The 16,917-nt window shown below is 63.3% G+C and carries 5 protein-coding genes and 2 pseudogenes; 1 reads left to right on the plus strand and 6 read right to left on the minus strand.

Annotation, left to right across the window (positions count from 1 at the left end):
• Positions 1 to 124 precede the first annotated feature (124 nt).
• The 6 genes and pseudogenes from N7E02_RS30320 to N7E02_RS13895 form a co-directional block, all read right to left on the minus strand.
• Positions 125 to 1,159, minus strand: a pseudogene (locus tag N7E02_RS30320) (efflux RND transporter periplasmic adaptor subunit); the annotation flags it as partial.
• Complete coding sequence (locus N7E02_RS13875; RefSeq protein ID WP_286582577.1) at positions 1,060 to 1,779, minus strand: hypothetical protein; 720 nt, start codon at positions 1,777 to 1,779, stop codon at positions 1,060 to 1,062. The pseudogene N7E02_RS30320 and the gene N7E02_RS13875, both read right to left, overlap by 100 nt.
• Positions 1,780 to 1,841: 62 nt before the next feature.
• Positions 1,842 to 2,936 (minus strand): efflux RND transporter periplasmic adaptor subunit, encoded by a 1,095-nt coding sequence (locus N7E02_RS13880; protein WP_286582578.1) that lies wholly within the window; start codon positions 2,934 to 2,936, stop codon positions 1,842 to 1,844.
• Positions 2,890 to 3,159 (minus strand): hypothetical protein, encoded by a 270-nt coding sequence (locus N7E02_RS13885; protein WP_286582580.1) that lies wholly within the window; start codon positions 3,157 to 3,159, stop codon positions 2,890 to 2,892. Before N7E02_RS13885 ends, N7E02_RS13880 begins: the two co-directional genes overlap by 47 nt.
• Positions 3,156 to 3,986: an efflux RND transporter periplasmic adaptor subunit gene (locus N7E02_RS13890; RefSeq protein ID WP_286582581.1), complete on the minus strand. Its 831-nt coding sequence runs from the start codon at positions 3,984 to 3,986 to the stop codon at positions 3,156 to 3,158. The genes N7E02_RS13885 and N7E02_RS13890 overlap by 4 nt, the downstream gene beginning before the upstream one ends.
• A gap of 15 nt (positions 3,987 to 4,001) precedes the next feature.
• Positions 4,002 to 5,468, minus strand: a complete 1,467-nt coding sequence (locus tag N7E02_RS13895; RefSeq protein ID WP_286582582.1) for a TolC family protein — start codon at positions 5,466 to 5,468, stop codon at positions 4,002 to 4,004.
• A gap of 545 nt (positions 5,469 to 6,013) precedes the next feature.
• Here N7E02_RS13895 and N7E02_RS13900 point away from each other — a divergent pair.
• A pseudogene (locus N7E02_RS13900) lies at positions 6,014 to 16,906 on the plus strand (tandem-95 repeat protein); the annotation flags it as partial.
• Positions 16,907 to 16,917 lie beyond the last annotated feature (11 nt).

The raw sequence follows: 16,917 nt of genomic DNA on the forward strand, positions 1-16,917 counted from the left end.
TGGAACTGTCATTGCCCGCCACATATCCCCTCGCGATCGAGCCCGCGCCCGCTGACAGGAAGGCGATCTGTTCCCCGCGTCCGACCCATTGTCCGGGCAGGACTTCCGGATTGACGTCGGTGATCGTGCCGTCGAAGGGCGCGGTGACGACGAGCGCCGCCCGCCTTTCCTCCAACCCCTGCCGTCTGGCCAGCAGGCCGTTGAGTTCACTCGCAATACTGCTGCGCTGTGCCAGATCCTCGGCATTGGCGACGATGCGGGCGAGCCTCAGCCGCGCAAGTTCGATCTCGACATTGACGATGCCGATTTCCTCGCGGATCTCCGGCGCTTCGATGACGAACAGGACGTCGCCCGTCTTGACCTTCTGTCCTGCCGTAACCTCGATCTTTTCGACCCGCCCGGGTTCCCTCGGATAGAACCGCGCGAACTGCTGTGGATAGATCACTGCCGGCGCCGAGACCCGTGTCGAGATCGGCAGGAAGGCAAGAACTAGAAGCACGAGAAGGATCGACGCGGTCACATAGGTCCGGCGGCTTCTGACGATATCGCTGCGCATGGCCCACCACTCCTTCACTTCCATGATGACGGGGCGAAGAATGAAAAATCCGATCTCCACGATGAACAACAGGATGCCGATAAGCTTGATCGTGAAGTGATAGACGAGAAGCGCGATGCCGAGATAAAGCATCACGCGGTAGATCGCGGTCGCGATCGCATAGAGTGTCAGGATCACGTCGAGCCGCAGCGGAAACGCTTCCGGCGCCGGGTAGCCGGGACGGAACAGAAGCTCGCGCAGCCGCCAGCGCATGTGGCGAAAGCTGCGGGGCTGGAGGTTTTCGACCCCCAGCAGGTCGGCCAGGATGTAATAGCCGTCGAAGCGCATGAACGGGTTGAGATTGACCAGCAGGCTTAGCACCACGCCGGTGGCGGCCAGCACGAAGATGGCGCTTCTGATCGGCCCGTCCGGCACGAAGGCCCAGGCGAGCAGCGCATAGGCGGCAACCGTCAGCTCCACCAGCATGCCGGCGGAATCGATCCTGAGCCGCTGCCAGCGGGACTTCAGCTTCCAGGCATCGCTGACATCCGTATAGAGCAGCGGCACCATGACCATGAAGGCGACACCCATGGTCGGAATGCGACAACCGAAGCGATGCGCCACATAGGCATGGCCGAGCTCGTGCAGGCACTTGATGAAGATGATCGACAGGATCGAGATCGTTGCGCCTTCCCAGGAGAAAACGAAGGAAAGGTGCCGACAAAGGCATCCCACTGCCGCGAGACGAGATAGAGGCCGGCCAGCCCCGCTAGCGCCGAGATGAACCAGAAGACCTTGCTGAACAGGAAGGCTACATAGGGCCATGTCCGCCGGATGAAGCTTTCCGGCCGCACAAGCGGGATCTTGAAGAAGAGATAGTTGTGAATGAGCCGCATGAACCAGGAATGGCGCGGCTGGGACTTCTGGTGCAGCGCCCGCCAGGCACCGCGGGTCGGCTGAACGAGCAGGAGGTTATGCTCCAGCATACGCACGATCGTGCCGATATCCTCGACCGTCAGGAGATTGCCGAAGCGGCTGTCGACGGTCTTCAGGAGATTGCCGACCGTACCGCTGATCCGCCAGGAGCTCAGCACCTGGAACATTTCATAGGTGATGCGGAAGAAGCGATTGCGGATCGGATCGAAGACGACCCAGGTAGGGGCCCCGGAATAGCTCGCGCCGACGCGCATGATCTGCAGGTCCTCGCGCAGCGCCGGCAATGGCGCGTCGCGAGGCTGTATCATCTGTGGCTGGCCCACCTGAGCAGGACCAATCTGCACATTACCGATCTGAGGTTGGGCGATCCTCATAGGCCGAACCGCTGGCGGATGACGGAAATCGGCTTGCGGAACAGGTAATAGGCGAGCGCCACCTTCTGGCCGCTGATCTGCGCCGTCCCGCGGATCCCGAGCCGCATGCCGCGCGGCTGTTCGTCAAGCCGGGCATAGATGCGATAGGCAAGGACATCGCCTTCGATAAGGCGTGCCTCGAAGGATGCCGCGACCACCTCGGCGCTTGCCGGCTTGAGCGGGTCGGAATCGAGGAAGGCACGCACCTTGGCGCCAGGCGCAACGGCGATTGCGTCGGCAACGGGCACATCGATCCTGAGCTGCATGCGCGTCGGATCGGCCACTTCCATGATCCGCTCGCCGGTCGTTACCGGCCGGCCGATCCAGTCGCGCCGATCGGTATAGATCGCGATCCCGTCGGATGGCGCCCGCACGTCGGAACGCTGCAGCATGTCGCGGGCATAGTTGCGCTTGGCGGCGGCGACGGTCAACTCGCTGCGGGTGATCGCAAGATCGGCACGCAGCTTAGGGTCGGACACCGCGCCTTGCGTCACCTGCATCAACTTGGCTTCGGCAACGCGCACGTCCTGCTCGGCCACCGCCAGCTCGTTGCGCAGCGTCACATCCGACATTTTGAGCAGCGGATCGCCCTGTTTCACCGCCTGGTCAGGATTGACGGCGATACTCTCTATGACGCCGTCAATCGGTGCCGCGATGATGCGCGGTGCGATCGGCGCGACCTCGACCGGCGCCAGGACCATCATCGGCACCGGATAGAAGCCGAGCGCGATCGTCGCCACCGCAGCCATCACGATGAGCGGCTTTATCTTGATGCGGCGCTTCAGCCTGCGCTCGCCGGCAAGGGCCGCCCAGGCGTGGGAATAGGTTTCGGACAGCCGCCGGGCAATCAGCAGATCCTGCTCGTTCCACGGCACGTCGCGGGCAAGCAGCATGCCGCCGAACACCGTGCCGCCACGCAGCTTGAAGGGAAGCCAGGCGATGAAACCATAGGGAAAATCCTTGTGCTCCTCGTCGCCGGGCGGGCAGAAGGCCGGCAGCGCGAAATCAAGGGCTGACCCGAGCCCCTTCTCGCTGCGGGAGATCGCCTTCACGATCGCCTCGATCCAGCGGATCTCGCGGCGAGTTCCTGTCGACGCTGCCGACCGAGGTGACCGCCTTCACCAGAAGGTTATCGTTTCGCCCCGCCAGCACGAAGACCTGCCGGCACTTGGCGATGCGGATCGTCTCGTTGGCGATGAGGAAGGCAAGCTCGCCGACCGTCTGCGCCTGCCTCGCTTCAGCTTCCACCCTCAGGAGAAGATCATAGGCTTTCACTGCCCCACCCGGATCCGGAACTGGCGCTCCCTGCGGTGGTCTGGCCGTAAGCTTGACGTCTCGAGCCATGCTTTATCCCCCGATGCGGGGTTGAATTCGGTCGGGCCGCTCATGCCCGGGAGAATGCCTATCGTATCGTCCGAAAACCGTCCCGTCACCTTCACGGTCTGGCTGACGGGATCGACAACGGCCGCGATCCGGACGACCTCGGCCTGTTTCCTCTCGCCGGTCTCGTCGATGGTGATCGAGAACCGGCTGCCGGGCTTCAACCAGCGAAGCCAGCTTGACGGCAGCAGCGCCTCGATTTCAAGCTCGCCCTCGCTGACGATCTGCATCAATGGCTGGTTGGGTTCGGGGATTTCATGTTCATGCGCCCGCATGAAGGCGATCCGCCCGTCATAGGGAGCCCGGACCACGCAGCGCGACATCTTGCTCTGGTAGGCTTCCAGTTCTGCAGCGGCCTGATCCATCTTGGCACGCGCCATGTCGACCTCGAAGGCACCGACCGCCTTGGATCGCGCCAGCCTCGCGGTATTTTCCTGCGTGATGCGTTCCGCCCTCAGCACGGCTTCGGCGGATTTTACCTGCGCCGCAAGGTCGGCACAGTTGAAGGCGACGAGCACGTCACCCTTGGAAAAATGCTGCCCCTCCCGGAAAGGGAGGGATGCAATGGGAAAGATCAGGTCGGTCCCGATCATCGCCTCGTTCGCCGACTTGACGATGCCGCGCAGGGCTTCTCCGCCCTCCTGCGCGTATAGTGACCCGGGACTCGCGAACGCCGCCAGAAGCACCGCAAGAACCAGCCCCTTTCCATCGCATGCTTGCACGTCCCACTCCTTCGCTTATTTGGTGGCGACCACCTCGATCTTTGCCGGGCCGCCGTTATCGGTCCACATCGTCCTCAGCTGCGTCGCGATATTGTCCACGCTCTGCGTCGTGGTGAGCCCGGTCGGGAACGGATCGACGCCGAGCGATGCGTAGATATTGGCATAGGCGTTCTGCAGGTCGGCATAGGCCATATCCAGCTTGGCGTCGGCGAGGAGCGCATTCATCTCCTCGCGGATGAGGATCTGCTCGCTGGTCTTCTGCGCCACCGTCTCGTCGCGCACCTGCTTCAGGATGCGGTGCGAGACGTTGGAAAGCGCCGCCGCCGTGCCATAGGACTTGTTGAGATGCGCATAGCGGGTGCGGCTGATATGGACCTGGGTCATGACCGCCATCGCCACTGACAGGGACCGCGCGTCGAGCACTTCGCTCTGCGCATCGATCTTCTTGTTGACGGCCGGCAGGGCCGCGAGCTTCATCGCATTGAAGCTGACCTTGGCGCCCCAGGACAGCCAGTCATTGGTGGCGATGAACTCGTTGGAATCATAGTTCGAGCCGGCATAGACGTTGAAGCCCGGCAGGATATCGAGAAGGGCGGCATTGACCTCCTTCTCGTTGATCCGCATGCGGTAGGCGACCTCACGCATTTCGGGCCGGTTTTCGGCGGCGACGCGGAACATTTCCGGCATGCTGTCCGGCACCGAGAGCTTGGTTCTGGTACGCTTCGGCACCGTCAGCGTGAAACTGGTGCCGGGTGTGACGTTCATCAGCGCCGCGAGCTGGCTCTTGGCGACCATCAGCTCGCCCTCCAGCATCTCGACCTCGCGCTTCACCTCGATCAGCTCGCGCTCATAGGTGAGAGCGACAAGCGGCGAGCTTTCACCGCCCGAGGAAAGACCGCGCGTATCGCGCAATGCCCGTGCGACGCGACCTTCAAGTGCCCGCATGCGGCCGACCAGACGCTGGTAACTGACAGCGCGCCAATAGGCGGTGCGGACGTCTTCTATCACCTTGTTGACGATGCGCCGTTTCATCTCCTCCTGGATCAGCGTCTCATCCGCCGCCTGCTTGGCGCGAACATAGGAAAGACCGAAATCTAGGATGTTCCACGAGAAGGTGAGGTCGCTCGTATAGATGCTGTCGTCACGGGTGGAAGGTGTCGATGCGTCGGCCTCGTTGCGGCCGGCATAACCCGCGCCGGCGACAAGCTTGGGAAGCGCGCTATAACTGACGAGGTCCGCTTCGCGCATCTTCAGCGCGGCCTGCATGATCTCGACTTTCGTGTCCAGGTTGTATTTCAATGCCCTGGCCATCGCCTCGTAGAGGTCGATGGAGCCGACGATCGGCTCCTGGTTGGCGGTCGCCCTCATCAGTTTCTCGTTCGCGAAGGCAGCGTTCGCCTGGGGCGTGAACGGCTCCGTTTTGACCGTGCAGCCGGTTGCAAGCAACACGGCCGGCAAGGTCCAGATAAGCGGAAACTTCACTGCGTCACCTCGTAAGCAATTGCAACGAAGCCCTCGCGGTAAGCGATACAAGACAACGCGTGCTTCCGAACCAAATCGCTCCATCAACCCACAGATGGGGCGCTACGCTGTTCGGAAACCCAGGGCTTCATGATCATTTACAAATATGATTAACAACGGCCTAAAGAGTTAGCGAAAGCTAACGTGTGAGCCCGAATTCCACCTCCCGCGGTAGCTGCATACCCTCTTTCGATCGCCCGAAATGTCTCATTTTCCTGCGCATTTACACATATATGATTATTTGCTAAATTTTCGATATGAGAATTAGCCTTTTGTAAACAAACCAGGCTCCATTCTCGGAACTGTTAATCGGACAGGCCGTTGCTCGACTTTTTCGTTGGAGGTTGAGCGTCCAATCCGCGCGACCTGTCAGCGTAGCAGAGCGGGAGGCAATGCGCATGAATGAGCACTTTTCTCGTCCCGGGAAAACGCTTTCGGCAGGCAAGAAAGATAAGAAAAAGACGAAGTCGAAGCGGGGGACGCAGGATCGGTTCGCCTCCTCTCTGATGGAACTCGAGCAGCGCATTGCCTTCGACGCCGCCGGTGCCGCAACCGTAGAACACACCAAGGATGAGCATTCCGCGACGCCTGATGACGGCGGTGATGCCTCCCATCACCAGGATGCCGGGACGAAGGAAAGCGACGCCCTGTCGGCGGCGCTTGCCGCCGTTCCGGAACAGGGCCAGACGGAAACGCAACCGTTAGACGAGCCCGCAAGACAGGTCGTGGTCGTCGACAGCTCGGTGCCCGACTACGAATCACTGCTGCAGGGAATTGACGGAGACTTCGAGGTCATCGTCCTGGAAAAGGGCCGCGACGGGGTCGAGCAGCTGGCCGAAGCGCTGTCCCACATGAAGGACATCGACGCCGTCCACATCATCTCCCACGGCGACGAAGGCAGGCTCTATCTCGGCTCGGCCGAGCTGACGATCGAGTCCATGGCCGGCGAATATGCCGACGAACTGGAGAGCCTGAAAGGTGCCCTGACAGACGACGCCGACATCATGATCTATGGCTGCGATTTCGCCCGCGGCGAGCTTGGCCAGAACGCAGCCCGGATGATGGGCTACATGACCGGTGCCGACATCGCGGCATCGACCGACGCGACCGGTGCCTCGGACCTCGGCGGCGATTGGGATCTCGAATACCGCACCGGCGAGGTCGACACGAAGGTAGCGCCGACACTGGATGCCCAGCGCGACTATGTCGAACTGATGAACGTGCAGGCCTCTGTCGGAAACGGCGCATTGCTGGTCGTATCCGGCCGGACCATCTACAGCGTCGATGTGACGACCGGCAAGGCGACGGCAATCACGGTGGCGCCGACCACGGTGGGTGGCGTGACCGTGGGCGATACGCTGAACTCGCTCGCCGTGGATCAGACGAACGGCCTCATCTATTACATGGATAGCAATGCGACGAGCACGAACCGCGCGCTGTTCGCCTATGACTTCGTCGGCAATACCCATATCCTGATCGACAATGACCTGACCAACAACGGTGCGGGGCTCAGCATCACCACCGGCACGAGCGGCGTTGGGGGTGGAGCAGCGACCTACTATAACGGCTCGCTCTATCTCGGCATCGAGAATGTCAGCGGCACGGACGACCAGATCTGGCGCCTTACATTCAGCGGCAATGGACGTACGATCGCGAGCGCGCAAACGTTCGGTGTGGCGATACCCGGCAGCAATGACTGGGGCGATTTCGCGATCGACACGACGAACAATTATCTTCTCAGCATCAACGGCGCGGCCAACACCATCACGCGCTATAATCTCTCGACCGGCGCGATCGTCAGCAGCTTCACCAACCCGACCGGCACGACCCTGGTACAGGGCGGTGGCGACCTGAACGGCAATACCTATCTCGTCGGCTCCTCGATCCAGCAGGTCAATATAACGACGGGAGCCGCCATCGGCTCGGCGATCGCCATCACCACCAATGGCACGACCGCGATCGGCACCGTTGCCGATGGCGCCCGTTGGGTGCCCCCGACGGGTTCGATCGGTGACCAGATCTACGACGACAACAACACGAACGGTACGTTCGATAGCGGTGACGTCGGCATCGCCAATGTCACGGTGCAGCTGGTCGATGACGTGAACGGCAACGGCGTCGCCGATGCTGGCGAGCGGGTTCTGGCGACCGACACGACGAATGCGAACGGCACCTATCTGTTCACCGGCGTGCTGCCCGGCCAGTATGTCGTCCGCGTCACCGACGCGAATGGTGTGCTCGGCGGTGCGACGGCGACGACGGCCACGACCCAATCCGCCGCCCTCACGCTTGTCGGCGCGGCAAATGTCGCCGCCGATTTTGGCTATAACGCCCAGGCACCGGTCGTCGACCTGAATTCCGGCACCACCCCGACGCAGATCGTTACCAATGGCGGCACGCCGGGTACGACCGGCTGGACCGTGGGCGGCAGCGGCGCAATTGCAAATGATGGCTTCGCTTGGCGGGACGCCGGCGGAACGGGCACACTGACCCAAGCGAACCTCTCTGGTTGGAGGGATGGTCTTGCCCCTTCCGGCGCGGCCCAGCTGACTTTTGATTTCGGCTGGAGTAACGACGTCACTCTGCTTGGCCTCTCTGCTGACAACACCACACCGGCAACGCTGGAGATATCCATCGGCGGGGTCGTGTATGCACGCATCACGACTGGCACCACGAATGGCACGCCCAATACCGCAACCATAACCTATCTGAACGGAGCCAGCGGGTCGCCTGCGACCGTTGCTTCCAGCCTGCCGGCGGGGACGACAAGCTGGACCCGGACGCCGATCACCATCAATCTGCCATCGACGGTAGCCGCGACCGGCAACCTAGTCTTCAGCTACTCCGCCGCCGGCGGCCTGCTCAACCCGAGCACCGACGACATATTCATCGACAATGTCAGCGCCTTCCGCAACGTCGATACCGTGGCCGGCGTGAACTACACGACCACCTATACCGAGAACGGTGCGGCGGTTTCAATCGGTGCCGCGGCCACCGACGTGCGCGACCTCGACAGCACGACCATCCGCTCCGCCACAATCGTACTGACCAATGCCCAGGCAGGCGACCTGCTGACTTTAGGCACGCTGCCAAGCGGCATTACCGGTTCGGTCGACACGTCCGTCGCCGGACAGGTCACGGTCACGCTGACCGGCGCGGCGACCAAGGCAAATTATGCGGCCGCAATCCGCGGCATCACCTTTTCCAACAGCGGCGACAATCCCGGCACGACCGCACGCGTGATCAATGTCACGGTCAGCGATGGTGGCCTGACATCGGCCGTCGCCACATCGACGATCAGCGTCATCGCCGTCGATGACGCGCCGGTGAACACACTGCCAGCATCCGGCTGGACGACCAACGAGGACGCCAGCGTCGCGCTCTCCGGCCTGTCGATCGCCGATGTCGATGCCGGAACCGGCGCGATGACGGTGACGCTGAATGTCGCGACCGGCACGATCACCGCCACATCAGGCGGCAGCGTCACGGTGGCCGGCTCCGGGACAAGCACGATCACGCTTTCCGGCACGCTCGCCAATATCAACGCCTATCTCGCCTCCGCGGCCGCGCCGATCTACGTACCCGTCGCCGATGCCAATGGCACCGTCGTGTTGACCATGACGACGAACGACAACGGCAATAGCGGCACAGGCGGCCCGCTGACGGATGTCGATACCCGCACCATCACCATCAATGCGGTCAACGACGCGCCTGTCATCGACCTCGACGGCTCGAGCGCTGGTACCGGCTATTCGATCGGCTATACGGAAAACGCTGCGGGCGTGGCGATCGCCAATACCAACAATTCCGTCATCGACGTCGACAACACTAACATAGCCTCGGCCACGATCGTGATCACCAACGGTCAGGCGGGCGACGTGCTTGCCGCCAACGGCGCACTGCCGACCGGCATCACCGCGAGCTACAATTCTGCGACCTACACGCTGACGCTGACGGGATCGGCCACCAAAGCCGCCTATCAGACCGCGCTGGCACAGATCCTCTATTCCTCCACCTCGGACAATCCGACCATTGGCGGCACGGCAGCCGGTCGCAATATCAGCGTTACAGTCAATGACGGCGCGCTTGCGTCGAATACCGCCGTGACCACGGTTGCCGTGACCGCCGTCAACGACGCCCCGGTCAACACGCTGCCGGCCGCTGGCTGGTCGACCAATGAGGATACCAGCATCGCGTTGACCGGCCTCTCCATCGCCGATCTCGATGCCGCAGGCGGCACGATGACGGTGACGCTCAATGTCGGCACCGGCACGCTCACCGCCACGTCGGGCGGCAGCGTCACCGTTTCGGGCTCGGGCACCGCCACCCTGGCGCTGACCGGTACGCTCGCCAATATCAACGCCTATCTCGCCTCCGCCTCTGCACCGATCTACATCCCCGTCGCCGATGCCAATGGCTCGGTCACATTGACCATGACCACCAGCGACGGCGGCAATACCGGCACCGGCGGGACGCTGACGGATATCGACACGCGTTCGATCACGATCGCCGCCGTCAACGACGCGCCGATCCTCGACCTCGATACGGCAAGCGGCGGCACGGGCTATTCGACGAGCTACACCGAAAACGGCACGGGCGTCGCGATCACCGGTACGGCCAGCCTGATCACCGACGTCGACAACGCAAACATGAGCTCGCTGACGGTGGTGATCGCCAACGGCCAGGCGGGCGACGTGCTGGCGCTGAGCAGCGCGGTGCCCGGCATCACCGCCAGCTACAATGCGGCAACCTTCACCCTCACACTGACCGGCTCCGCCACCAAGGCGGATTATCAGACGGCGCTGCAGGCGGTCCGCTATTCCTCTACGTCGGAAAACCCGTCGACCATCGCACGCACCATCAACGTCACCACCAATGACGGTGCCGCCAATTCCAATACGGCGGTCGCGACGGTCAACGTGATCGCGGTCAACGATGCGCCGGTCAACACCGTGCCCGGCCCGGCGACAGTTCAGGAAGACGTGCTGACGGCGATCACCGGCCTCTCGGTGACCGATGTCGACAGCACCAATGTCACCGTTACCCTGACGGTGGCGAACGGCATCCTCTCGCCGTCGACCACGGCCGGCACGGTGACCGGATCCGGCACCGGGACGGTGACGGTCTCGGGCACCCAGGCGCAGGTGAACAGCGTTCTCGCCTCGCTGCGCTACCAGGGCAATGCCGATTACAACGGCTCCGACACGCTGACCATGGTGACCTCGGACGGCTCTCTTTCCGACACCGATACCGTCGCGATCACCGTGACGCCGGTCGCAGATATCGTGGCCGACACTGTGACGACGACGGAAGACACGCCGGCAAGCTTCAACGTCATCACCGGCACCAACGGCGCATCCGCCGACAATTTCGAAAATTCCGGCCGGACGCTGACCTCCGTCACCCAGCCGCCTGCCGGCCAGGGCACCGTCACATTCAATGCCGACGGCACGATCACCTACACGCCGACCGCCAATTTCAACGGCCAGACAAGCTTCACCTATACGGTCACATCCGGCGGCGTGACCGAGACGGCGACCGTCACGGTCAATGTCACGGCCGTCAACGATGCGCCTGTCAACGCGCTCCCCGCTTCCGGCTGGGCGACGAATGAAGATGCCAGCGTCGCATTGAGCGGCCTGTCGATCACCGACGTCGATGCCGGCACCGGCACGATGACCGTGCAGCTGGCCGTCACCGCCGGCAGCATCACGGCCACTTCGGGCGGCAGCGTAACCGTTTCTGGTTCGGGAACCGCCACGATTACGCTCACCGGCACGCTTGCCAATATCAACGCCTATCTCGCCTCCGCCGCAGCCCCCGTCTATACGCCGGTCGCCAATGCCAGCGGCAGCGTGACGCTGACCATGACCACCAGCGACGGCGGCAATACCGGCACGGGCGGCACGCTGACCGATGTCGATACGCGGCCCATCACCATCTCTGCCGTCAACGATGCCCCGGTCAACACCTTGCCCGGCAGTTACTCGACGGCGGAAGACACGTCCGTCGGCCTCACCGGCATCCAGATCTCCGATGTCGATGCCGCGACCGGCACGATGACGGTGACGCTCGGCGTCAATTCCGGCCTCCTGACGGCCAGTGCCGCCGGCGGCGTCACGATATCGGGTTCCGGCACGGGCACGATCACGCTCACCGGCACGCTCGCCAACATCAATACCTTCCTCGCCGGCGCATCCCGCCCGACCTTCACGCCCGTCGCCGATTTCAACGGCGCCGTAACCTTGACCATGACCACCAATGACGGCGGCAATACCGGCTCCGGTGGCGCGCTGACAGATGTCGATACGTCGACGATTACGGTCACCGCTGTCAACGATGCACCGGTACTCGATCTCGACGCATCCGGCGCGGGCACGGGCTTTACGACCAGCTATACGGAAAACGGCACGGGTGTCGCGATCGTCGATACCGATGTGCTGGTAACCGATGTCGACAATGTCAACATGACCTCGGCCACGATCGTCATCGCCAACGGCCAAGCGGGCGACGCTCTCTCCGTTTCGGGTACGCTGCCGACCGGGATTTCCTTCAGCTACAATGTCGCGACCTTCACCCTGACGCTCTCCGGTTCGGCCAGCAAGGCGGATTACCAGACGGCGCTGCAGCAGATCCGGTATTCGTCGAGCTCCGACGACCCAGGTTCGACAGCACGTACGATCAACATCTTCGTCAACGATGGCGCGGCGAATTCCAACACTGCCGTCGCGACCGTCTCGGTCATCCCGGTCAACGACCCGCCTGTCAACACGCTGCCGGCAAGCTATTCGCTGGCCGAGGACGGTACGCTTGCCCTGAGCGGTCTTTCAGTCGCCGATCCGGATTCCGGCACCGTGACGATGACGGTCTCGCTCGGCGTCAATTCCGGCACGATCGCCGCGACCAGCAGCGGCGGCGTCACGGTCTCTGGCTCGGGCACCGGCACGATCACGCTGTCCGGCACGCTTGCCAATATCAACGCCTATCTGGCGGCAGGCGCCAGCCAGCCGGTCTATACGCCGGTCGCCGATTTCAACGGCGCCGTGACCCTGACCATGACGAGCAGCGACGGCTCGCTCACCGATACCGACAGCCGCACGATCACCGTGACACCGATGGCGGACATCACCAACGATACGGTGACGACCAACGAAGACACGGCGACGGTGATCACCGTCAACGCGAACGACACATTCGAAAATGCCGGTCACACGATCACCGCGATCAATGGCAGCTCGATCGTCTCCAATGGCGTTGTGGCTGTTACGAACGGCACCGTCCGCCTCAACGCCGACGGCACGCTGACCTTCACCCCGGCGGCCGACTACAATGGCCAGACGACCTTCACCTACACCGTGACATCAGGCGGCGTCACCGAGACGGCGACCGTGACCGTCAATGTCACCGCCGTGAACGATGCGCCTGTCAACGCCGTGCCGAGCGCGCAGACGACGGCCGAGGACTCGGCCCTGTCGATCAGCGGCGTCAGCGTTTCGGATGTCGATGGCGGCTCGCTGACCACGACCGTCAGCGTCACCAATGGTGCGCTCTCGGTTACGGCCGGAGGCGGCGCGACGATCAGCAACAACGGCACCGGCACGGTCACGATCTCCGGTACGGCAGCGCAGATCAATGCAGCACTTGCCGGCCTCTCGTATACGCCGACAGCCGATTATAACGGCTCGGCTCAGCTGACCGTCGTCACCTCCGACGGCGCGCTCTCCGATACCGACGGCATCGCCATCACCGTGACCCCGGTCGCCGATATCGCCAACGACACGGTGACGACCAACGAGGACACGGCGGTGACGATCACCGTCAACGCGAACGACACGTTCGAAAATGCTGGCCACCAGATCACCGCGATCAATGGGACGGCAGTCTCCGTCAACGGCACGATCGCGGTCGCCAACGGCACTGCGCGTCTGAATGCCGACGGCACGATCACCTTCACGCCGGCTGCCGACTATAACGGGCAGACGACCTTCACCTATGCCGTTACCTCCGGCGGCGTCACCGAGACGGCAACCGTTACCGTCAATGTCACGCCCGTCAACGATGCGCCCGTCAACACCGTACCCGGCGCCCAGACGATCGCCGAGGACGGCACGATCACCTTTTCGACTGCCGCCGGCAATGCGATCTCGGTTGCCGATATCGATAGCGGCACACTGACGGTGACGCTCAATGTCACCAACGGCGCCTTCTCGCTGTCCGGCATCACCGGCCTGACCTTCACGACCGGCGACGGCACGTCCGATGCGACCATGACCTTCTCCGGCACGGCTGCCGCGATCAACGCGGCGCTGGCCGGTGCGACCTATGTGCCGACCCGCGACTATAACGGCCCGGCGCAGATCTCGCTCAGCACCTCGGACGGAACGCTCACCGACAGCGACACGATCGCCGTCACCGTCACCGCAGTCGCCGATATCGCCAACGATTCCGTCTCGACTGACGAAGATGTCGCGGTCACCATCCCGGTTCTCGCCAACGACACGTTCGACAATCCGGGCCGCACGATCACCGCCATCAACGGCACGGCGATTGCCGCCGGCGGCACGGTTGCCGTCAGCAATGGCAGCGTGCAGCTGACGGAGGGCGGTCAGCTCGTTTTCACTCCGACGCTCGACTATAACGGCGTCACCACCTTCACCTATACCGTCACCTCGGGCGGCGTCACCGAGACGGGAACCGTCACGGTCGCGGTCGCCTCGATCAACACGCCGCCGGTCAACACCATTCCGACGAGCTACACGACGCTGGAAGACACGGCGCTCGGCCTCACCGGCTTGTCCATATCCGATGCAGACGCCGGTTCGGGGACGGTTTCCGTCACGCTCGCCGTCGATAGCGGCATCCTGACCGCCGCCAATGCCGCTGGTGTCACGGTCTCCGGCAGCGGCTCCGGCCAGGTCGTGCTGTCAGGCACGATCTCCGCCATCAACGCCTATCTTTCGGGCGCCTCCCGGCCGAGCTTCACGCCCGCCGCCAATTCCGTCGCCGGCGTCACACTGACGATGACGACCAACGACAATGGCAATACCGGTGGCCCGTCGCTGACGGATATCGATACGGCCAGCATCTCGATCACGCCGGTCAACGATGCCCCGGCCGGCACCGACAAGACGATCACGCTGACGGAAGACGGCAGCTACACGTTCACAGCCGCCGATTTCGGCTTTACCGACCCGAACGACAGCCCGACCAACACGCTTTCTGCCGTCGTCATCAACACGCTGCCGACCAATGGCGTGCTGTCGCTCGGCGGCGTGCCGGTCACGGCCGGCCAGGTCGTCAATGCGGCCAGCATCGGCAGCCTCACCTTCACGCCGACCGCCAATGCGAACGGCACAGCCCTCGCCTCCTTCACCTTCCAGGTGCGCGACAACGGCGGTACCACCAATGGCGGCATCGACACGGACCAGACGCCGAACACGATCACCTTCAATGTCACGGCGGTCAACGACGCGCCGGTCAACACCCTGCCCGGCAGCTTCGCCACCAATGAGGATACGGCGCTCGCCCTCACCGGTCTGTCGGTATCGGATGTCGATGCCGGCAACGGCAATGTCACGGTGACACTATCGGTCGGCTCCGGCACGCTCGCCGCTACGGCCGGCGGCAGTGTCGCGGTCTCCGGTTCGGGCACCGGCAGCATCACGCTCACCGGCACGGTCGCCAATATCAACGCCTTCCTCGGCGGTGCTTCGCGGCCGGTCTATACGCCGGTCGCCAATGCCAATGGCGCGGTGACGCTGACCATGGTCACCAACGATGGCGGCAATACCGGCACGGGCGGCGCGCTCTCGGACACCGATACGGCGACGATCTCGATCGCACCGGTCAACGATGCCCCGGTCGGCTCCAATACCGCGATCAGCACCAATGAGGACACCGTGTTCTCCGGCACGCTGCCGGTCGCGACTGACGTGGACGGCGATGCGCTGACCTATTCCGCCGGCTCGACCGGTCCCTCGCATGGTATCGTGGTCGTCAACGCCAACGGCACATATACCTACGCACCCGCAGCGAATTTCAATGGCACCGACACCTTCACCTATCGCGTCAGCGACGGCACCGCGACAGTCGAATACACGGTCTCGGTCACGGTAAACGCCGTAAACGACGCACCTGTTGCGGCCAATGACAGCGCCCAGACGGCCGCCAACAACAATATCGCGGCCAATGTCCTGACAAACGACTCTGATGTCGACGGCGACACGCTGACGGTCTCGCAGGTCAATGGCGTTGCCGGCAATGTCGGCGTTGCAGTCGCGGGCTCCAATGGCGGCACGTTCACGATCGGCGCCAATGGCGCGGCGGTCTTCAATCCGGGCACCGCTTTCGTCGATCTCGCCGCGGGCCAGACGCGCACGAGCTCCATCACCTACCAGGTCTCGGACGGCAATGGCGGCACGGCCACCGCGACCTTTACCGTCACCGTCACGGGCATCAACGATGCGCCCGTCTCGACCCCGATCGCCAACCAGAATTCCAGTGACGCCCAGGCGATCTCGCTCAATGTTTCCGGCAATTTCAGCGATCCGGATGCCGGCGACAGCCTGACCTTTACCGCAACCAGCCTGCCGCCCGGCCTGTCGATCAGCGCAGCCGGCGTGATCACCGGCACGATCAACCGCAGCGCCAGCCTCACCGGCCCCTATTCGGTCACCGTGACCGCGACCGACAGCGCAGGTGCGCAGTCGAGCCGCAGCTTCACATGGGCCGTCGCCAACCCGGCGCCGATCGCCGGAAACGATTCCTTCGCCACCACCGAAAATGCCTCGATCAACGGCTCGGTGCTGACCAATGACAGCGACCCGGATGGCGATCCGATCACCGTGTCGGCCGTCGGCGGAAGTGGCGCCGGCGTCGGTGCGGCGGTCGCCGGCTCCAACGGCGGCACTTTCACCATCAATGCCGATGGTACCTACGCCTTTAACCCGGGCACCGCATTCGACAACCTCGCAGCGGGCCAGACCCGTACGACCGCAGTGACCTACACTATCTCCGACGGCCAGGGCGGCACGGCAACCGCAACCGTGACCGTTACGGTGACCGGTCAGAACGATGCGCCGGTCGCGGTCAACGACACGTTCACCACCAACGAGGATACCGCCGTCACCTTCAACGTGCTGGCGAACGACTCGGATGTCGATGGCGGCACGCTTTCTGTCACGGCAATCAACGGCACCGCGATCTCGGCCGGCAACCCAGTGACGGTAACGGGCGGCGTGGTATCGCTCAATGCCAATGGCACGCTGACCTTCACACCCGCCGCCAATTACAACGGCAGCCCGAGCTTCACCTATACCGTCTCCGACGGCCAGGGCGGTGCGACCACGGCGACTGTCAACGGCACGGTCAATCCGGTACAGGACCCGCCGGTCGCGACCGATGACACATT

Origin of the sequence: Terrirhizobium terrae (assembly GCF_030323265.1) — a bacterium.
In the GTDB taxonomy this organism is placed as follows: Bacteria; Pseudomonadota; Alphaproteobacteria; order Rhizobiales; family Rhizobiaceae; genus Neorhizobium.